Source organism: Halorubrum sp. SP9, assembly GCF_005435015.1.
Classification (GTDB): domain Archaea; phylum Halobacteriota; class Halobacteria; order Halobacteriales; family Haloferacaceae; genus Halorubrum; species Halorubrum sodomense.
In genome coordinates this window covers 239922-258535 of record NZ_SGXU01000001.1, presented here as the reverse complement: position 1 = coordinate 258535, position 18614 = coordinate 239922, and the positions used below count along the sequence as shown (strand labels likewise).

Here is an 18614-nt window from a genome sequence, read left to right as displayed (position 1 = left end):
TCGCCTGTTGCCGGTCGCCGTCTCGCTTTCTATGCCACCGAACTCTCGGTACTCGTGGGGGAGAGCGACGACGAAACTTGTCGTGCGAAGAACACGATATTTCTCCCGTATACGGCCGCGACGATACTGTTTACTCAATTATTCAGTACAGAAATGCTTCGTGAAGATGTGATAGAGTTAAGTGGATTACATGAGTAGCGGCAACATGACCCGCCATACCCTGTTCGACCCGTGAAATGATATAATACCGAAACTCCCCACGATAACGATGTACGACAACGTAACGAGAACAGACGACGTTGCGACAGATCAAAACGGTGGTGTACGATGAGTGCCGACTCAGAAGCGAAAACGCGGGACGCGGCCCAGGCCGATCGGGAGTTCTCGGGACCGGAAACCGATGCTTCGAGTACTGAGCCGGAGAATATCGAGCGAGCAGAGATCGGCTTCGATCAGCTGTTCGAGATCCTGAAAAACAAGCGGCGCCGACGGGTGATACGGTACCTGCTGGAAGGCAAGAACGAGGAGGCGACGTTGGACGAGCTGGCCGAGGCCATCGCCGCGCGCGAGACGGGCAAGGACATCAAACAGATCTCCTCGCAGGAACGCAAGCGCGTGTACGTCGGACTGTATCAGTGTCACCTGCCGAAGATGGACGACTACGGCGCGATCTCGTACAACAAGCCGCGCGGCCGGATCGAGACCGCAGAACACACGGACCTGTTCGAACGCTACCTCTCAGTCGACGACGATGTCGATGGTTCCGGGTGGACGCGGTACCACTCGACGCTGTCGCTCGTCGCCGGCGCCTTCCTCGTCGTTCCCGTCGTCGTCGGGGCGTTCATATCGAACGCGGCGCTTCAGGTGGTGACCGCTCTCCTCGTCGGAGCGCTCGTCGGCGTGTCGGCGTACCGGTACTTCGAGTGACGCGGCACGGGCAGCGCTCCGGTTTCGCGGCCGGTTCAGCGACTTTTGGGCGAGAAGTGAAAGTGACGTGAATATGGGTTAAAAGCGTCCTAAGTCCGGATAAGCCAGACCATAACTATGTCCCGTTTGCGAAAGGAACGAGCATGGAAAGAGACGGGACCGACGAACAGGACCGGTGCTCCTGACGATGAGTTCCGCTGACACCGAGCCGTTGACGCCCGACGGTGTCTTCGAGCTACTGAGCAACCACCGGCGCCGAATGGTGTTGTACTACCTCCGGACGAAGGGCGGATCGGTCGACGTCCAGGAGCTCGCCACGGAGATAGCGGCGATGGAAAACGATGTCTCGGCCGACGAACTGACCAGCCAGCAGCGGAAGCGCGTCTACGTGTCCCTGTATCAGACCCATCTCCCGAAGATGGCGGAGATGAACACCATCGAGTACGACAAAGACAGCGGGACCGTTCGGCTCGCAGACCGGGCGGACGACATCGACGAGTACCTCACGACGGACGACCAACCGACGTACCCGTGGCGATTCCACTACTTCCTCCTCACGGTCGGCGGGGCGACGGCGCTGTCGCTCACGGTGCTGAGCGTTCCCGGCTTCGGCGCCGTCCCCCTGCCGGTGGTAGGCGCAGCCGTACTCCTCGTGTTCACCCTCTCGGTCGCGTGGCAGTACTGGCAGGCGCAGAACCGCACGGAGCCGGTTCCCGTCGAACTGCGTCAGTACGACCAGTAAGCGGTCGTTCTCGGCGTCTCGTGTGCGGTCGTTCTCGGCGTCGGAAAGCCGCACGCGCCCGCTCCCGCTCGCGACGCCGGTAACTTTCAGCTCGCGTACATGTAAGAGTAACACACGAACGGCGCGGTTCGAGTAAGCACGAGGGGGGCAGAATATGTACTTTATTATTAATTAGCTGGGGTGTGAACGCGTATCCATGAGTAGTGCTCACGAGGAAATCTGTGTGACCGTGAGCGAGACCGTCTCCGAGGCGCGCGACGAACCCGTCGACGCGCTCCCGCCGCTCTCGGACGCGATCGACACCGACGGGCTCGACGCGATAGTGACGGGAGATTCCTCACACGACGTAACGGTCGCGTTCTCGTACGCCGGGATGGCCGTGTTCGTCTACGCCGACTCCACCGTCTACGTTCGTCCGGAACGCCCCCGCGAGGACAGTGTACCGGGCGCACACGTGTGAGCCCAGTGAACACGCTACCGCTGTGACTACGACGAAATCACGCAGACGTGTCCACTCCGAAACGCGTGGAACACACCGACGTGTCGGCTACTAAAGCGGTCGACGCCTACGAGAGGGACGAACGGTCGACCACGAGAGCGTCGTGGGGGTCGTCGCGGCCCTCGTAAGCGACGGTCCGACCTCGTTCGGCCCGCTGTACGCCCGAATCGACCCAGACGCGCCGGAGGCCACCCTCCGGTCGGACGGGAGCGAGCGAGGCCTCCTCGAACAGGGTGCGGCACGGTCTCAATAACCGTGCGCAGAGGTGCGATCGCATCGTCCCGGTCGCCGGGCCGTCCCGGAAAAACGTCGAAAACGTCGCTGTTCGGCCTTTACCGTTGTAATCCACAAGAGTTAGTAGTGCCTTCGTCCTATCGATAGTGACTGAATGAAGGAAGAGAATCAAAATATTTCCAATCACGTAGCTAAGGAGACCCCGGAGGTCCGGGCGACGTACGACTGGGACTCAACGCCGCCGAGCACCGGCGTGGTCGAAGTGGTATCAAGCGCGACAGGCCGCGAGCCGCTGGCGCTTCCGCAGCTCTACGGCGCCATCGACTCGGACGCACTGGACACGCTGTTTCGTTCGAGCACCGTCGAGACGTCTCTCACCTTCGCGTTCGCCGACTGCGAGGTAACCGTCACGGGCGACGGTGAGGTCGTCGCGAAGCTGGATTCCGATCTCGACTCGGGCCGGTAGCTCCGCGATTTCGCAGAGCGCCGTCGCCCCGCCGGGGCGAGTTCGACAAGCGCGTCGGACGCGGTGCGTCCGTCTCCGCACAGTCCGTTTCTGCTAGCGGCCGGTCCGGACCGCGGCCGCGTAGGTCGCTCATAACAATCTCGTTCGCTGCGGTGTCCCCTCATATCCGATGGACACGGACTCACCGACCCCGCGATACGAGGCGTACGAGGCGGCCGTCGTCAGCGACCACGGGGGGTCGACCGAATGTACGATATTCCCGAGGGACGCCGACGACGACCGCCGAACGACCGCGTGGATCACCGCCCGCGAGGAGGCCTACTGCTCGGCGGCCTCAATGCGGTGACCACGTGCTCGGGACCTCGCGCCGACCGCTTCGCCCCCGTCTCGCCTTCCGAAGCAACTTTTCCTTACAACGTCCGAAGGAGCCGACCGCCGATCGGACCGGACACAGAACACGGGTTCGACCGAAGGGCGGCTGAGCCGGCCTTTCGTCCGCTTCAACAGGTGTATCCGGGGCACGCCCGGGATCGGGTCGAGTAATACCCGATTACCGTCGGGAACGGCCTAATTACTCAAGTTACCCGAGCTTAACGGCCGTGTATGGAAAGTTCCATCACAGAGGCCGACAAGCAGCGAATCGAGACGTTCGTGTCGACCCCGAAGTACAAACGCGATCCCGAGATGCTCGTCCCCGACGACGAGTAACGTCGTCGTTCGGCAGTCGTCGAACGGCGTTCAGCGGGCCTCTCGGACCGTTTCGCCGTCGACGAGGATCCGTCCGGTCCCCGTGACCTCGACGACGTGGTCCGGCGTCTCGAACTGGAGGCGCCACGAGTCGCTGTCGTGGCTCGCGAGGTTGCGGACCGCGTCGGTGGAGACGTGATTCTCCAGAGAGACGTCGAGCTCCTCCGGGTCCACCGATTTGACGTCAGCGAGGGCTCTCGCTATCTTTTCGGTGAGGTCAGCTGTCACGTTCGATCATTTCGATGTTCATAATCAAAAGTTTGTCCATCTTTCGCGTCGTCGATCGCACGCGGCGAGTCGGAACGAAATAGTGACTCGATTAATCAGAAATCTAATTTCCGTGACCACGTCGACAGTTGAGTCCCGTTCCCGGCGAGAGGCGCGGGAACATGTGACAGTCGTTTCGACGCCGCCCTCGGTCTCGTCGCGGCCGGACCGCGACCGGGCCGAGGACGCGATCCGGTATCGATCGGATCGACGCGTCGAGGCGGTGTCGGACGCGCCCCCCGCGGAGGACGCCGGATCGCCCCCGAAACGCAGCGCAGGGGTCGGCGGTCAGTCCGCGTCCTCGCTCTCTAACCGCCGGGTGAATATCGCCTTCAGCACGACCGACAGACTGTTCGTTTCCCCTTGTCCCCAGATGGCCGTCTCCGACCGCGGGTCGGACGAGGACGCGTCCGGTCCGGTAACGAGGGCGCTGACGAGCGTCTTCCGGCCGTCGATCATCAGCAGCCGTCCCGCCGACGTGTCCGACCAGACCCACAGGGACTCGAACATCGTCGCCCCGAGGATGTCGTCTCTGATGCGCCGTCGATCAGTTCGTCGTTGAGGAGGTCCTCGACGGTCATATAGACGATCTCCTCGTCCACGTCCGCGAAGAACTCGAGGGTTCGCTCCGAGACGGCCCGCTGTCCGTCGACCGTCCAGACGCCCCGTTGTTCGGTTCCTCGGTCGGCGGGTTCGAGCTCGCTCAGCGCGGTCCGGAGGACGTCGACCCGGTGTCGGAGCTCGTGTTCGAGCGTCCGACTCGTGGTCTCGGCCGAGATCGCACGAAACCGTTTCGGCGACGATTGAAGGACATCGACGAGTCCCCTGTCGCGGAGCTCGTCTATCGCGTCGTACACTCGCGTCCGCGGGACCGCCGACACGCGACTCACGTCTCTGGCCGTTCCCGACTCCAGTGCGGAGAGCGCGATGAACGTCCGCGCGGCGTACTCCGTCAGACCGAACTCCGTGAGCTGCTCGACGGCTGTGGACCGCGGGTCTGCGATTGGCTCGTCGGTCATTGACATTGGTGAGTTCCGAACGGCCGGCCACCTCGAAACGAGGTGACCGCACCGGGCACGCAGCAGTTCGCGTGGTTGGGACACTCGAGTTAGCTGCGTGCGAGTACAGCAGCGGTTCCCAGACAGTTATTCTTTCTGTGATTAACTGAGTCACCAGAAGTGAGGCGAGAATGCCCCTTCCTCAAGGAGCGACCAACGGGAGCGAGTAGGGAGGGGATGAATCGCCGCACACCAGTACAAACCATTAACACAACATATCGATAATCAATAGACAGCGATGGAATACAGTCACCGCTACCATGCCTACCCGACACAACAGGTAGCGGCTGAACTAGACTACCATATCGACATTCATCGCCAAGCGTACAACTACACCCTGTACGAGTACGAGAACGTGGACGCCGACGACATCGGCTCTGCGTACAAGCACCACTCCCGACTCCCCGACTGGAAAGATGAGTTCCCCGTTTTCTCGGAAGTCAACTCGAAGGCTCTACAACGAACCGTCACTCGGTTCTACCAGAATCTCACTGGACTCTCCGAGCAGAAGCAAAACGGACGCAAGGTCGGGAAGCTCAACTGGAAGTCTCCGAGAGAGTTCCAGAGTATGACGTATTCGCAGTCTGGCTTCGAACTCAAAAACACGAGTGGCAGACGCGCGACGCTCTAGCTCTCCAAAATCGGAGATATCAAACTCCGCTACCACCGCGAGATCCCTGACGAAGCAGCTATCAAAGAAGTCACAGTGAAAAAAGAGACGACCGGTGACTGGTTCATCTCTTTCGGGCTGGAAACCGACGAGGGTGACCTGCCTGAGAAACCCGACGTGGACTCGCTCAACGCGGACAATAGCGTCGGCGTTGACCTCGGCATCCTCAACTATATCCACACGTCGGACGGGACGACTGTGGACTGGATCGACCTCGAAGACGAATACGAGCGTCTGTACCGTGAACAACGCAAACTCTCACGGAAAGAACACGGGTCAAACAACTACGAAAACCAGCGCCAAGCGGTTGCGAAGGTCAAACGCCACATCCGTCAGAAGGTGCTGGACTACCAGCACAAGCTCACGATATGGCTCGTCACAGAGTACGATGCGGTGTTCGTGGAAGACCTGAACGTCGCTGAGATGCTTCAAGACGATGGGAACGCGCGGAACAAGCAGGCTGCGGCGTGGCGACAGTTCATCACTCTTCTGGAATACAAAGGTGAGCTGTACGGGACACACGTCGTACAAGTCGAAGCAGCGGGAACGACGAAAGAGTGTGCGACGTGTGGTGTGGAGACAGCGAAACCCATCTGGGTCAGAGAGCACTCGTGTCCGAGTTGTGGGTTTGAGTGTAACCGTGACGCGAACGCGGCGATGAACATCTTACAGAGAGGCTTTGCTGAACTAGGGCTGGGATGGCCCGAATCAACGCCTGTGGAGACTGTGCTCCCTACGGACACCACTCGCGTGTCTGCAAAGCGCGTCGTCGAAACAGGAAGCCCCACCCTCAACGAAGCCACGCCTGTGGCTGAGTAGGGTGGGGTAGTTCACCGTCACCTCAAAAGTAACAATACCTATCTGTCCTGAGGGAGAATCCACAGGCGAATTCCGGGGGGACCCGGAAGGTTGGGACACATGAACACATCAAACAACGGGGAGGAAGCGATTGACATCCTCCAGCAACTCGGATTAAAAGAGTACGAGGCCCGATGCTTCGTCGGATTAGCTCGGCTTGACACCGGCACGGCGAAGAAGCTCAGCGAGATCACGGAGGTCCCTCGGACCCGGGTGTACGACGCGATACGGGTTCTGGAGGCGCAGGGGCTGGTCGAAGTCCAACACTCGAGCCCGCAGCGGTTCCGGGCGGTTCCGCTGGACGAGGCGACCGAGACGCTTCGCGACCAGTACGAGGAGCGCGTGGGGCGGCTCCAGAGCGCACTCGACGCCGTCGACATCGTGGGCGACGACGAGGAGTCCCCGACACAGGAGATCTGGGCCATGTCCGGTCGGGACGCGATCGAGAACAGGACGAACCGGCTCATCGGCGCGGCGAAAGAAGAGGTCGTCCTCGTCGTCGCCGACGAGACGCTCCTCACCGACGATCTCACCGAGACGCTCAACGGCGTCGACGACGACATCGACCTGGTCATCGGAGCCCTCTCTGAGCCGCTTCGAGAAGAGTTAGAATCGGCCGTTCCGCGCGCAACGACCTTCGTTTCCGGGCTTGAGTGGTTACAGGATCGAGACGTGCCGGCAGACGAGACGGGGATCGGGCGGCTCCTCTTGATCGACCGCTCGACGATCCTCGTGAGTTCGATCATCCCCGACAACAAAGCGGAACAGGCGATCTTCGGCGAGGGGTTCGGGAACGGTCTCGTCGTGATCGCCCGGCGACTCATGGCTCAGGGGCTGATCCCCGCTCGCGACCCGCAGTAGCGGTCTGACCCGCCGACGGTGTGGCGTCCGCGTCGCGAGGGGACTGTGTCACCGAAAATGGCCGACAGCGACTGTACACGGACGACGTCCGGCCTCCGACGCGAACGCCGACGACGGGCCGAACCCGTTCGTCCCGCCGAGCAACCCTCGCCCCGACGCGGCGGTTTAAGAGTCCCGAGCGACAGGGGCGAGTATGAGCGAACAGCAGCCGCGATCCGACGACGACGAGCGTCGTCGGCGACGGGAGGACTCGGACCGATTCGCCGGCGAGAAAGACGGAGACCTGCGGAGCCGAGACGTGACCGAGGGACCGGACAAGGCGCCACACCGGGCGATGTTCCGCGCGATGGGGTTCGACGACGAGGACCTCTCCTCCCCCATCGTCGGCGTGCCGAACCCGGCCGCCGACATCACGCCGTGTAACGTCCACCTCGACGACGTGGCGGACGCCGCGCTCGACGGCATCGACGCCGCGGGCGGGATGCCGATCGAGTTCGGAACGATCACCATCTCCGACGCCATCTCGATGGGGACCGAGGGGATGAAGGCGAGCCTGATCTCGCGAGAAGTGATCGCGGACTCCGTCGAGCTCGTCTCCTTCGGCGAGCGCATGGACGCGCTCGTGACGGTCGCCGGCTGCGACAAGAACCTCCCCGGCATGATGATGGCCGCGATCCGGACGGACCTGCCGAGCGTCTTCCTCTACGGCGGATCGATCATGCCCGGGCAGCACGACGGCCGCGACGTGACGATCGTCCAGGTGTTCGAGGGCGTCGGCACCTACGCGCAGGGCGACATGGACGCCGAGGAGCTCGACGATCTGGAGCGTAACGCCTGCCCGGGCGCGGGCTCGTGCGGCGGGATGTTCACCGCGAACACGATGGCGTCGCTCTCGGAGGCGCTCGGGCTGGCGCCGCTCGGCTCGGCCTCGCCGCCCGCCGAGGACGAGGCGCGCTACGCGGTCGCCGAGCGGGCGGGCGAGCTCGCGATGGACTGCATCGAGAACGACCGTCGGCCCTCCGACATCCTCTCGCGAGAGTCGTTCGAGAACGCGATCGCGGCCCAGACCGCGATGGGCGGCTCGACGAACGCGGTCCTCCACCTGCTCGCGCTCGCGGGCGAGGCCGACGTGGACCTCTCGATCGAGGACTTCGACGAGATCTCCGAGCGCACGCCGAAGATCGCGAACCTCCAGCCGGGGGGGAGCCGCGTGATGAACGACCTCCACGAGGTCGGTGGCGTGCCGGTCGTCCTCCGCCGCCTGCTCGAGGCCGACCTGCTCCACGGCGACGCGATGACCGTGACCGGTCGGACGCTCGCCGAGGAGATCGCGGCGCTGGAGGAGCGCGGCGAGCTCCCGGACGACGACGAGATCGAGGCCGACTTCCTCTACAGCGTCGACGACCCGAAGGAGGCGGAGGGCGCGATCAAGATACTCGACGGCAACCTCGCGCCCGACGGCTCGGTGCTGAAGGTGACCGGCGACGACGAGTTCTACCACGAGGGGCCCGCGCGCGTGTTCGAGAACGAAGAGGACGCGATGGAGTACGTCCAGTCCGGCGGCATCGAGTCCGGCGACGTGATAGTCATCCGCAACGAGGGGCCTCGCGGCGGCCCCGGGATGCGCGAGATGCTCGGCGTCACCGCCGCGGTCGTCGGCGCGGGCCACGAGGACGACGTGGCGCTGCTCACCGACGGCCGCTTCTCGGGCGGCACCCGCGGTCCGATGATCGGTCACGTCGCGCCCGAGGCCGCGGTCGGCGGCCCGATCGGGCTCATCGAGGACGGCGACCACGTCACCGTCGACATCCCCGAACGCGACCTGACGGTGGACCTCTCCGAGGCGGAACTCGACGAGCGCCGCGAGGCGTGGGACGCGCCCGAACCCCCGTACGAGGGCGGTATCCTGGCGAAGTACGGCCGGGACTTCGCCTCCGCGGCGGACGGGGCAGTGACGAACCCGCGGCTCACGCGGGAGTTATAAACGGGACGGGCGGATACTCCGTGGATCTAAATACGCGGTGACGAGCTGGGGGGTGAGGCTGCGGTGCGGTTGCGGCCGGGTGGGACGCAAAGGGGTTCCGGAGGCGTTCGCCGCAGAAGATCGTTCGTTCGTCACTCGCCGCTGCCGACGTTCTCGACCGCTATCGCGTCGAGGCCGATTCGCTCTCCGCCTCATCTTCGTCGCTCACGGACTCGCCCCTCGTATCGCCGTCGAGCGTCACGGAGCCGTTAGCGGCGTTCCGCAACGCGTCCGACCGGCCGAACTCGCCGGGCGCGATGGCGAGCGTCCGGATCCCGTAGCCGTTCGCCGTCTCGACGACCGGCTTGAAGTCCGTGTCGCGGGAGGCGATCGCGAGCGTCTCCATCCGGCCCTCGGCCGCGAACCGCGCGGCGTCGACCGCGAGCTTCACGTCCACGTCGCCGCTCGTCATCACGACCTCGAAACCGCGGGCCTCCGCGGCCTGGATCAGCCCCGGCGTCGCGTGCTCGTCGAGATAGAGCCGGGCGGTCACCAGCGGCCCCTCCGCCTCGGCGGCCCGACGCACGTCATCTAAGTCGACGTCGAACTCCTCGCGCAACACGTTCGGGCCGTCGACGAACAGCGCAACGCCGCCGGCGTCCGCGTCCGTCACGCCGTCCGGTCCGACCTCGCCGTCGGCGGTCGCCTCGCCGTCCGCGCTCGTCTCGCCGTCGGCCGTCGCCGCGCCCTCCGGCCCGTCGCCTCGGTCCATGGCCGGCCTTCGCCGTCGCGGGAGATAGGGATGGTGATTCCCTCGCGGCCCCTTCGACCCGTCTTCGATGCGCAGTCCGTCCACTAATCACCCGTATTCCTGCCGATTGTTCTGAAAATTTAACACCTTATATCGATATTACGACCTGACTCACGTCTGTAGTGGGTATACGCAGAATTGAAGTAAGGTGTTCAATAATAACGGAGTAAGATGTCACAATCGAACGCGTACACCGTTACTTCCGCACAGAACGATCATGATTGTACCACAGTACGTGCCCATCCGCGCAACGAGACGTTCCACGTCGTCGAGTACGCCGACGAGGACGCCCGCGAGCGCGTCGCGGACCTGCCGGTGGGCTCGGTCGTGAAGATGGAGCTGTCGCGCGCCGGCCGTCGGAGCAACGTCTGGTGCGCCGAGTCGGTCACGACCGCACGGACCGACGGCGGGACGAGCGGGGAGTAGAGCGAGCGGTTCTCGACACGGTATTCCGGAGCGTTCGATCTCTTCTATTGTGAAGAATCGCCCGCACCGTCGGATCGACGGGTGCCGGCACCGAAGCCCGCCTCACGGCTGCCCTTTGCGTCCCGCCCCGCACAGCACCTCACGCCTCACACCTCCCCAGCCTCGCGGCTCACGCTCCGCGGCCGCGCCGCTCGCGTTCGCCGCGTCCCTCGCGCCGCGCTCCTCGCGGCCGCTCGTAGGCACGCGCCGGTCGCACCGCATTTGACGGGCGCGACCGGAGGCCAATTGAACGCCGTGTCGCCCTGTCGGACTGTCTCACCGCCGTCGTTTCCGCCGAATCCGTCCCAGCAACAGCGTCCCGACTCCCCCCGCGAGGCCCGCGAACCCCACCAGGACGACGCCGGTTGCGACCCCGCCGTATCGCGCGGCCGTCGCGTCGATCCCCACCCGGATCCAGCCGAGGTTCGGCACCGCGAACAGCGCCTTCCCGACGATCCACTCCTCCGGGACGACCGGGGCGATGCCGGCGCTCTGGTCGTACAGCCCGTTCGCGTCGCCGTGCGTGACGTACCCGTCGTACGGCGCCGGGCAGGTCGAAAGCTCCGCGCAGTCGGCGGCGAGGAGCGCCGGGTCGGCGCGCTTCGTCCAGTCCTCGCCCGCCTCGACGCGGAACGCCAGCCGGTGGAACACCGGTCTCCCCCCGGCGCCCGGAACGGTGTAGACGACCACGTCGCCCGTCCCGCCGAGGCGGGTCGGCGCGTCGGAGTCGGCGGCGGTCGAGAGGTCTCCCCACGGCGCCCGGTCGGGGGCCGTGACGACGACGAGGTCGCCGCGCTCGACGCCGGGCGCCATGCTGCCGCTCTCGACCGCGACGAACGGCGGCCACGTTCCGACGAGCGCGCCGACGAGGACCGCGATCAGCAGGACTGCGACCACGGGCGCGAGCGGACCGGCGCGAGCGGGTCGAGGGCTGCTCACGCCCGAGAGGGAGAGCGGCGTCCGCTTGAGGCTGTCGCCCGAGTCGGTCGTCGACGGGGGAGTCCGCGGCCGGCGCGGGGACCACCGATGTCACAAAAGCTTAGGTTCGTCCGGGAGAGGTGCGAGTATGACCGATCGGCTCCCTCCGCTTCACGAATCCCACGACGCGCGCGGCGCGAAGTTCACCGACTTCGGCGGCTGGCAGATGCCCGTCGAGTTCGACTCGATCCGCGAGGAACACGCCGCGGTCCGCGGGTCGGTCGGCGTCTTCGACGTCTCGCACATGGGCGAGATCGAGGTCTCCGGACCGGACGCGACCGAGCTGATGAACCGACTCACGACGAACGACGTTCGCGCGCTCGACCCCGGCGACTCCCAGTACGCCGCGGTCACGGACCAGGACGGCGTGATGCTCGACGACACCGTCGTCTATCGGCTCCCCGACGGCACCGCGGCCGGCGAGGGGGCGTCGTCGCTCGCGGACCTGGAGGCGACCCACGACGGCGACCTCGACGCGCCGAGCGGCGACCCCGCGTACCTGTTCGTCCCGAACGCGGGCCACGACGCCCAGATGTTCGATCGCTGGACGGCCCACCGGGACGAGTGGGACCTCGACGCGACCGTCGCCAACGCCACCGACGACTGGGCGATGCTCGCGGTCCAGGGCCCCGACGCGGCCGACGCGCTCGACGAGGCCACGCCCCGCGACGGAGTCGTCGATCTCTCGAAGTTCGAGGCGACGGCGGCGGCGGTAGCGGGCACCGAGAGCTGGGTCGCGCGCACCGGTTACACCGGCGAGGACGGCTTCGAGGTGATGTGTCCCGCCGGCGCCGTCGACCCCGTCTGGGCGGCGTTCGTCGACGGCCCCGATCCGGCCCAGCCCTGCGGGCTCGGCGCGCGCGACACGCTCCGAACCGAGATGGGGTTCCTGCTCTCCGGACAGGACTTCGACCCCGACGACGAGCCACGGACACCGTACGAGGCGCGGATCGGCTTCGTCGTCGAACTCGACGCGGAGTTCGTCGGCCGCGACGCCTTGGCGGCCCGGAAGGAGGAGGGCGTCGACGAGACGTTCGTCGGGGTCAGGCTCCTCGAGCGCGGCGTCCCTCGAAGCGGCTACGCGGTCACCGACGGCGATCTCACCCGCGTCGGGAAGCTGACCTCCGGAACGATGAGCCCGACCCTCGACGAGCCGATCGGTCTGGGCTACCTCCACGAGTCGTACGCCGACGCCGGCACCGAGGTGAGCGTCGTCGTCCGCGGCGACGAGAAACGGGCCGAGGTCGTGATTCCGCCGTTCCTCGACCGCTAAACGGGTCGACGCGACCGCAACCGCCGGGCTCCGGCGGCTACTCTCCGACCGGCTCCTTCCGCTTCTCGACCACTTCCACGTCCGCGATCCGCGTGTCCGGATACCCGCCGTCCGCGTCCTTCTCGGCGGCCTTCACCATGTCCCAGACGGTGTTGAGTCCGGTCGTAACGCCCTCTAACGCCTCCATTTCACACCCCGTCTTCCCCGTGGTCTCGACCGCGACGGTCAGTTCGATCCGGTCGTCGTCGACGACGAACTCGGTGTCGACGTTCGTGATCGGGATCTGGTGGCACATCGGGATCGTCTCCCAGGTGTGTTTGACCGCTTGAACCGCGCCGATCCGGGCGGTCGCGAGCACGTCTCCCTTCTCGACCGCGTCCGCCTCGACCGCGGCGACCGTCTCCGGCGTCATCCGTATCTCGCCGCGGGCGACCGCGCGTCGGCTGCTGTCGGCCTTCGCGCCGACGTCGACCATCTGAACGTCGCCGGAATCGTCGGTGTGGGTCAGCGCGTCGGCGCGTCCGTCGCTCCCGTCGTCGGACCGGGCCGCTCCCTCGTCACTCATTACGCATCGCCTCCGGCAGCCGGTCGGGTAAGTCCGTCGCCACCAGTCCGTTCCCGTTCGCGTCCGCGGCGGCGTCGCCCGCGCGACCGACGGCGTAGGCGCCCACCGCGGCCGCGTGAAACGGGTCGGTCGCGGCCGCCAGCGCCCCGACCGTCCCCGCCAGCACGTCGCCGGTCCCGCCGACGGTCATCCCGGGGTTGCCGGTGCGGTTCAGCCGCACGTCGTCGCCGTCGGAAATCACGTCGACGGCGCCCTTCACGAGCAGCGCGTGGCCCAGGTCGGCCGCGAACTCCCGGACCAGTTCGGCGCGCTCGTCGGGGTCCGGCGCCGTCTCGCCGCCCATGTCGACGAGTTCGCCCTGGTGCGGGGTACAGACCAGGTCGGCGCCGGTGTCGACCTCGGGGACCGCCCGGAGCGCGTCGGCGTCGACGACGGCGCGCCCCTCGAACTCCGTCAGGAACTCGCGGACGAACTCCCGGGTTCCGTCCCCGTCCCCGAGCCCGGGACCGAGGACGACGGCGTCGCTCGCGGCCGCGAGCGACGCGACCCGCTCGGCGCGGGACGGTCCGACGCGGTCGCCGGGCAGCGCGCGGACGATGAGGTTCGGCGAGAACCCCTGAACCTCGCTCGCGACCGACTCGGGACAGGCCACCCGAACGAGGTCCGCGCCGGTCCGGAGCGCGGCGAGCGCGGCCAGCGTCGGCGCGCCGGCGTAGGGGCCACCGCCGACAACGAGGACCTCGCCGTTGTCCCCCTTGTGGGAGTCCGGGTCGCGGTCGAGCCCGAGCAGGTCGCCCGGCCCGGTGAACCGCTCCGCGGCGGTCGGGATCCCGATGTCGGCGACCGTTGTCTCGGCGTCGAGCCCGGCCAGCCCGGGCTTCTCGTCGTGGAACGTCACCACCCGGTCAGCGTCGACGGCGACGGGGTCGGTCGTCGCGTCGCCGTCGGCGGGGGCGGCGGTGTCGTCGGCCGAGTCGCCGGTCGGCTCGCCGGTGTCGGCGTCGATCCCGGAGGGGACGTCGACCGCGATCACCGTCGCGTCGCTCGCGTTGATCGCGGCGGCCGCGGTCCGTTCCGGTTCGCGGAGGCCGCCCGAGACCCCGGAGCCGAGCATCGCGTCGACGACCACGTCCGGGTCGTCGCCGTCGGAGTCGATGAGGTTGAAGTCGCGCGAGTCGGTGACGGTCTCCCGGGGGATCTCCGCGTTTCCGAGCGCCGCCCAGTTCTCGCGGGCGATGTCGGTCCGGATCGTCTCCGGACGACCGAGCAGGTGGACCGTGACCTCGTATCCGCCGAGAAACCGCGCGGCGACGAGCGCGTCGCCGCCGTTGTTGCCGCGGCCGCAGACGAGCGCGACCGTCGCGCCGGGCTCCGCGACGGCTCGCACCTCGCGAGCGACCGCGTTGCCGGACGACTCCATCAGCTGCTTGCGGGGCACGCCGAGCGCGGCCGCGTTGGCGTCGACGGCCGCCATCCGGTCGGTCGTGATCATGACCGTCCGTTCGGCCGCCCGGGGATTAAGCGAGGGGGATCGGGGCGCACCGGCTCCGAGGTGCCCCGGCGCGGCGGTGTGGCGCCGTTCCGCCTCGCTTCGAGGCGTGACGCCGTTCCGCCTCGCTTCGAGGCGTGACGCCGTTCCGCCTCGCTTCGGGAAATGAAAATGTTGAAGCGGTCAGGTGGCGAACCCCGCGAGTAACCGTGGTATCGGCACTATACGTCGGCGCGGCCGCCCCGCTACCCTCCTCCCCGGCCGAGGCGGCCGACCCGTCCCCTCCACTCCGAGACCGCTGCGACCGCTGGGACCGACGCGACGGCCGCGGCCGATCGCGCCCCATCGACCGCCAGACGCCACTATGAACATCGGCTTCTTCACCGACAGCTACTTCCCCGGGATCGACGGCGTCACCTACACCATCCAGGCGTGGCGGGAGCGCCTCGAAGCCCGGGGCCACGACGTGTACGTCGTCTATCCCGCGAGCAGCCACGATCCCGACGACAACGAGATACCCGTCCCCTCGCTGCCGAACCCCTTCTACCGTCAGTACCGCCTGCCGACGTACCGTCGCCTGTCGACGCTCCCCGACCTCGACGTCGTTCACTGCCACGGCCCGGCGTCGACCGGCCTGATGGGGATCCGGTACGCGAAGCGGTACGGCGCGAGGTCGGTGTACACGCACCACACGCCCGTCGAGGACTACTTCGTCCAGGGGCTCAAGTCCGAGCGGCTCGCCGCGCTCGCCGGGAAGGCGTACGTCGCCTACGAGAACCGATTCCTGAACGCGTTCGACTGCGTCACGGCCTCGACCTCGCGGATCCGGCGGGACGTGGAGCCGTACCGCCTGCCCGTCGGGATCGAGATGGACCGGTTCCGGCCGCGCGAGGACGGCCGCGTCGCCGCGCTCGCGACCGACGGCGGCCCGACCGCGGCGGACGCCCCGGTGATCGGGTACAGCGGTCGGATGACCCACAAGAAGAACGTCGACCAGATCCTCCGGCTCGCGGAGCGGCTGCCCGAGGTGCGGTTCGAACTGGTCGGCGAGGGACCGGTCCGGGCGGACCTGCTCGCGGACGCGCCCGCGAACGTCCGGTTCCACGACTTCCTCCCGCGGGACGAACTTCCCGACTTCTACGCCGCGCTCGACGTGTTCGTCACCGCCTCCACCTGCGACACGCTCGGACTCTCGACGCTGGAGGCGAACGCCTGCGGCACCCCGGTGGCCGCCGCGGACGTGGCGCCGTTCGACGAGACGATCGGCCCCGAGAACGGTGCCAGATTCGCGCTGGGTGACCTCGACGACATGGAGCGCGCGGTCCGGGACTGCCTCGACGGGGACAGGGACACCCGCGCGGCCGTCCAGCAGTTCTCGGTGGAACAGACGATAGACGAGCTCGAGTCGATCTACGGGGTGACCGCGTAGATGGGCGCGGACAACGTCGACGCCTTCCAGCGGTTCATTTTCTCGGTTCCACCCCTCAGGATTCAGGCGGCCGCGCTCGTCGTTCTCAGCGCCGTGTACGCCGTCGGCACGTTCGGCGGAATCTGGCTCTTCACGCCGTTCGCGCCGGACCCGTCTCGGATCGTCCCGGTGGCCGCACTCATCTTCTTAGTCCCGTTCGTCGTCGCCGCGGAGCTGTTCCCTCGCGTCCTCGACGGCTACCCGCGGCCGTGGAGCTACTTCCTCGCGCTCACCTCGCAGTTCGTCCTGTTCGTGTACGCGCTGGTGCTCTCCGGCGCGAACGACGTCGGGAACGCCTGGAGCATCATCTGGCTCAGCTTCATCACGCTGTACCTAGTCAACATCCTGGTGCTCGTCGTCTCGACGGGCATCGACCGCTCCGACCGGATCCTCCTCGTGTCGCTGGCGGAGCCGGGGCTGCTCATCACCGCCTTCTACGCGCTGGGCGGCAGCGACTTCGGCTTCTCGACGTACCGCCACGTGTTCGCGTTCGCCTCGCTGCTCATCGCGGCGGGCTTCCTCGTGTTGGTCCTCGTGGTCGTCGACTACCTGATCAAGAGCAACACCGACGTCTCCGCGTTCGCGCTCACCTCCGGGCTCCTCCGGAACGACCGCGAGTCGCTGGACTTGGGCGTCGAGGCCCGCCCGTCCGTGGAGACGTTCGCCGTCGACAACGGGGCCCGGCTCACGGTCGCGGCCCCGTGGGTCCACCCCGGCCCCCTCGGCGGGTTCGGCGGCGGTCAGCTGAGCGGGAACCTGATCGACTCGCTGAACGGGGGTCGAGGGGACGGTGCGGGGCGCGATCCCGCCGAGGTCGCCGCCGACGGAGGAGCCGAGACCGCTGCGATCGACGGCGGGACCGGCGCGGCCTCGGACGGCTCGGCCGGGTTCTTCTTTCACGTCCCGTGTACGCATAAGGAGGACCTCTCGAACCCGGCGGACGCGGAGCGGATCCTCGACGCGATCGCGGAGCCGGAGCGGACCGAGCGCGCATCCCGGCTCGTCACCGAGTCGTACGGCGAGCGGGAGGGGTACGCGGACGTGCGATTCCACGGCCGTCGGATCGGGGAGAAGGAGGTGATCGTCCTCCACGGCGAGGGGATCGACGACTACGACACCGGCGTGTTCATGCGCGACGTCGACCACGACGACGTGCTTTTGATCGACCAGCACAGACACGACATCCAGAACGGCCCCGACGTCGAGATCCAGTACGGCTCCGCCGAGGCCGACCGCCTCAAGCGCGCGTTCGACGACTTCCGCGACCGGCTCGCGGCCGCCGAGCTCGCGGACGACTACGCCGCCGGGTTCGAGGTGACCCGGACCGGGCAGGACGCGCTGGCGATGGTCGAGTCGGTCGACGGCCAGGAGGTCCTCTGGATCGGCGTCGACACGAACGGGCTCACCCCTGACGTGCGGGCGACGGCCGACGCGTACCGCGAGGAGTTCGACGCGGTGATCCCCTTCTCGACGGACACCCACGCGTCGATCCACGAGCTGGCGAACATGCGCGAGTCCGACACCGACGCGATCGAGCGCGCGGTCGACAGCGCCGTCGACGACGTCGCGCCCGCGACGGTCGGCTTCGAGAGCCGCCGCACGGAGCCGGTGAAGCTCCTGAAGAACGACTACAACGGGCTCGTGTTCAGCGTCAACATCCTCATCCGCCTCACGCTCATCGCCCTCGTGACGCTGTACGTGCTGCTCGTGCTGTGGCTCTTCTTCTGAGACCGGGGCGTTTCCGAGCGAGCGGTTCCCCGTGGCGTTTGTGCCCTCTCGTCGACGTGCCCGCACGGTCTCGCGAGCCCTCCTCCTCGGTACCGAGCGGACCCCGAAACGCGCGTTCGGAGCGGTCGCGGTCGCGTTCGTCGCCGCGTCGCTCCTCGTCGCCCTCCCGGTCGAGTCGAGACGGGCCCCCGGGCGGTACCCGACCTGGGCCGGTCTCATCGCGGTCGGCCTCGCGAGCGCCGGGTGCGCCGGCCGGCAGCGCGGCGGCCTCCTCCCCGGCCGGGGCGGCGTCTTCCTCGCGACCGTCTGGATCGTCGTCGTCCCGCCGCTCGCGGCGCTCGTCCGCGGCGATACGCTCGACGACGGCGGCTACGCGGTCCCGCGTCCGTCGATCGTCGCGCTGCGTCCGCGCGCCGAACTGCTGACCGGACTCCGGATCGGCCCGATCGTCGCGCTCGTGCTCGCGCTCACGCTGGGGAGTACGGCGTTCGCACTCGGAGCAGGGCTGCGGCGGCGCTCGGAGCGCGTCGAGTCCGGGTGAGGCC

17 protein-coding genes and 2 pseudogenes are annotated in these 18614 nt (G+C 67.1%); 13 read left to right on the top strand and 6 right to left on the bottom strand.

All coding sequences use genetic code 11. The features are described from left to right. Positions 1 to 327 precede the first annotated feature (327 nt). The 5 genes from EXE45_RS01275 (at position 328) to EXE45_RS19550 (ending at position 3214) form a co-directional block, all read left to right on the top strand. A complete protein-coding gene (locus EXE45_RS01275; protein ID WP_092922531.1) occupies positions 328 to 927 on the top strand; it encodes a hypothetical protein in 600 nt (199 codons plus the stop codon). 187 nt (positions 928 to 1114) lie between these two features. Continuing rightward, positions 1115 to 1669 (top strand): hypothetical protein, encoded by a 555-nt coding sequence (locus EXE45_RS01270; RefSeq protein WP_092923261.1) that lies wholly within the window; start codon positions 1115 to 1117, stop codon positions 1667 to 1669. A 196-nt stretch (positions 1670 to 1865) separates the two neighbouring features. Then, positions 1866 to 2129, top strand: coding sequence for a HalOD1 output domain-containing protein (locus tag EXE45_RS01265; protein WP_167603401.1), 264 nt, complete (start codon positions 1866 to 1868; stop codon positions 2127 to 2129). 427 nt (positions 2130 to 2556) lie between these two features. Then, positions 2557 to 2868, top strand: a complete 312-nt coding sequence (locus EXE45_RS01260) for a HalOD1 output domain-containing protein (protein ID WP_137693298.1) — start codon at positions 2557 to 2559, stop codon at positions 2866 to 2868. A gap of 169 nt (positions 2869 to 3037) precedes the next feature. Beyond that, positions 3038 to 3214, top strand: a complete 177-nt coding sequence (locus tag EXE45_RS19550) for a hypothetical protein (RefSeq protein WP_158293491.1) — start codon at positions 3038 to 3040, stop codon at positions 3212 to 3214. 392 nt (positions 3215 to 3606) lie between these two features. Here the strand turns inward: EXE45_RS19550 and EXE45_RS01255 are convergent, their stop codons facing one another. Next, positions 3607 to 3843, bottom strand: a complete 237-nt coding sequence (locus EXE45_RS01255) for a HalOD1 output domain-containing protein (protein WP_158293490.1) — start codon at positions 3841 to 3843, stop codon at positions 3607 to 3609. A gap of 327 nt (positions 3844 to 4170) precedes the next feature. After that, positions 4171 to 4901 (bottom strand): annotated as a pseudogene (locus tag EXE45_RS01250) (TrmB family transcriptional regulator). A gap of 277 nt (positions 4902 to 5178) precedes the next feature. Here EXE45_RS01250 and EXE45_RS01245 point away from each other — a divergent pair. The 3 genes and pseudogenes from EXE45_RS01245 (at position 5179) to ilvD (ending at position 9313) form a co-directional block, all read left to right on the top strand. Continuing rightward, positions 5179 to 6429, top strand: a pseudogene (locus EXE45_RS01245) (RNA-guided endonuclease InsQ/TnpB family protein). 99 nt (positions 6430 to 6528) lie between these two features. After that, the gene (locus tag EXE45_RS01240; RefSeq protein WP_092922540.1) at positions 6529 to 7329 is read left to right on the top strand and encodes a TrmB family transcriptional regulator; all 801 of its coding nucleotides are present in this window, start codon (positions 6529 to 6531) and stop codon (positions 7327 to 7329) included. A gap of 193 nt (positions 7330 to 7522) precedes the next feature. Further along, positions 7523 to 9313 (top strand): dihydroxy-acid dehydratase, encoded by a 1791-nt coding sequence (gene ilvD, locus EXE45_RS01235; protein ID WP_092922543.1) that lies wholly within the window; start codon positions 7523 to 7525, stop codon positions 9311 to 9313. 160 nt (positions 9314 to 9473) lie between these two features. Here the strand turns inward: ilvD and EXE45_RS01230 are convergent, their stop codons facing one another. Next, positions 9474 to 10064, bottom strand: a complete 591-nt coding sequence (locus tag EXE45_RS01230) for an NYN domain-containing protein (protein ID WP_241988310.1) — start codon at positions 10062 to 10064, stop codon at positions 9474 to 9476. Between the two features lie 210 nt (positions 10065 to 10274). On the opposite strand from EXE45_RS01230, the gene EXE45_RS01220 reads away from it, so the two are divergent. Further along, the gene (locus EXE45_RS01220) at positions 10275 to 10529 is read left to right on the top strand and encodes a hypothetical protein (protein WP_092922549.1); all 255 of its coding nucleotides are present in this window, start codon (positions 10275 to 10277) and stop codon (positions 10527 to 10529) included. Between the two features lie 315 nt (positions 10530 to 10844). On the opposite strand, the gene EXE45_RS01215 is transcribed toward EXE45_RS01220, so the two are convergent. After that, entirely contained in the window at positions 10845 to 11507 is a 663-nt protein-coding gene (locus EXE45_RS01215) for a S26 family signal peptidase (protein WP_092922552.1), read from the bottom strand. Positions 11508 to 11634: 127 nt separating this feature from the next. On the opposite strand from EXE45_RS01215, the gene EXE45_RS01210 reads away from it, so the two are divergent. Further along, entirely contained in the window at positions 11635 to 12819 is a 1185-nt protein-coding gene (locus EXE45_RS01210) for a glycine cleavage system aminomethyltransferase GcvT (protein ID WP_137693297.1), read from the top strand. A gap of 37 nt (positions 12820 to 12856) precedes the next feature. On the opposite strand, the gene moaC is transcribed toward EXE45_RS01210, so the two are convergent. Together moaC and EXE45_RS01200 are read right to left on the bottom strand one after the other, a co-directional pair. Then, positions 12857 to 13384, bottom strand: a complete 528-nt coding sequence (moaC, locus tag EXE45_RS01205; protein ID WP_137693296.1) for a cyclic pyranopterin monophosphate synthase MoaC — start codon at positions 13382 to 13384, stop codon at positions 12857 to 12859. Continuing rightward, positions 13377 to 14876 (bottom strand): NAD(P)H-hydrate dehydratase, encoded by a 1500-nt coding sequence (locus EXE45_RS01200; protein WP_137693295.1) that lies wholly within the window; start codon positions 14874 to 14876, stop codon positions 13377 to 13379. The genes moaC and EXE45_RS01200 overlap by 8 nt, the downstream gene beginning before the upstream one ends. Before the next feature lie 361 nt (positions 14877 to 15237). Here EXE45_RS01200 and EXE45_RS01195 point away from each other — a divergent pair, with 361 nt between their 5' ends. The 3 genes from EXE45_RS01195 to EXE45_RS01185 are packed head-to-tail and all read left to right on the top strand — an operon-like array spanning position 15238 to position 18610. After that, entirely contained in the window at positions 15238 to 16302 is a 1065-nt protein-coding gene (locus EXE45_RS01195) for a glycosyltransferase (protein ID WP_092922564.1), read from the top strand. Next, entirely contained in the window at positions 16303 to 18069 is a 1767-nt protein-coding gene (locus EXE45_RS01190; protein WP_092922567.1) for a DUF2070 family protein, read from the top strand. It abuts the gene before it with no gap. Between the two features lie 40 nt (positions 18070 to 18109). After that, positions 18110 to 18610 carry a hypothetical protein gene (locus EXE45_RS01185; RefSeq protein WP_137693294.1) on the top strand — a complete coding sequence of 167 codons (501 nt, stop codon included), beginning with the start codon at positions 18110 to 18112 and terminating at the stop codon, positions 18608 to 18610. Positions 18611 to 18614: the final 4 nt, after the last annotated feature.

Bases quoted from the DNA above. Each gene is read 5' to 3' on its own strand.
- EXE45_RS01195 (WP_092922564.1), top strand. From the start codon at position 15,238: ATGAACATCGGCTTCTTCACCGACAGCTACTTCCCCGGGATCGACGGC.
- EXE45_RS01270 (WP_092923261.1), top strand. From the start codon at position 1,115: ATGAGTTCCGCTGACACCGAGCCGTTGACGCCCGACGGTGTCTTCGAG.
- EXE45_RS01190 (WP_092922567.1), top strand. From the start codon at position 16,303: ATGGGCGCGGACAACGTCGACGCCTTCCAGCGGTTCATTTTCTCGGTT.
- EXE45_RS19550 (WP_158293491.1), top strand. From the start codon at position 3,038: ATGGACACGGACTCACCGACCCCGCGATACGAGGCGTACGAGGCGGCC.
- EXE45_RS01240 (WP_092922540.1), top strand. From the start codon at position 6,529: ATGAACACATCAAACAACGGGGAGGAAGCGATTGACATCCTCCAGCAA.
- ilvD (WP_092922543.1), top strand. From the start codon at position 7,523: ATGAGCGAACAGCAGCCGCGATCCGACGACGACGAGCGTCGTCGGCGA.
- moaC (WP_137693296.1), bottom strand. From the start codon at position 13,384: ATGAGTGACGAGGGAGCGGCCCGGTCCGACGACGGGAGCGACGGACGC.
- EXE45_RS01200 (WP_137693295.1), bottom strand. From the start codon at position 14,876: ATGATCACGACCGACCGGATGGCGGCCGTCGACGCCAACGCGGCCGCG.
- EXE45_RS01210 (WP_137693297.1), top strand. From the start codon at position 11,635: ATGACCGATCGGCTCCCTCCGCTTCACGAATCCCACGACGCGCGCGGC.
- EXE45_RS01275 (WP_092922531.1), top strand. From the start codon at position 328: ATGAGTGCCGACTCAGAAGCGAAAACGCGGGACGCGGCCCAGGCCGAT.
- EXE45_RS01265 (WP_167603401.1), top strand. From the start codon at position 1,866: ATGAGTAGTGCTCACGAGGAAATCTGTGTGACCGTGAGCGAGACCGTC.
- EXE45_RS01230 (WP_241988310.1), bottom strand. From the start codon at position 10,064: ATGGACCGAGGCGACGGGCCGGAGGGCGCGGCGACGGCCGACGGCGAG.
- EXE45_RS01260 (WP_137693298.1), top strand. From the start codon at position 2,557: ATGAAGGAAGAGAATCAAAATATTTCCAATCACGTAGCTAAGGAGACC.
- EXE45_RS01220 (WP_092922549.1), top strand. From the start codon at position 10,275: ATGTCACAATCGAACGCGTACACCGTTACTTCCGCACAGAACGATCAT.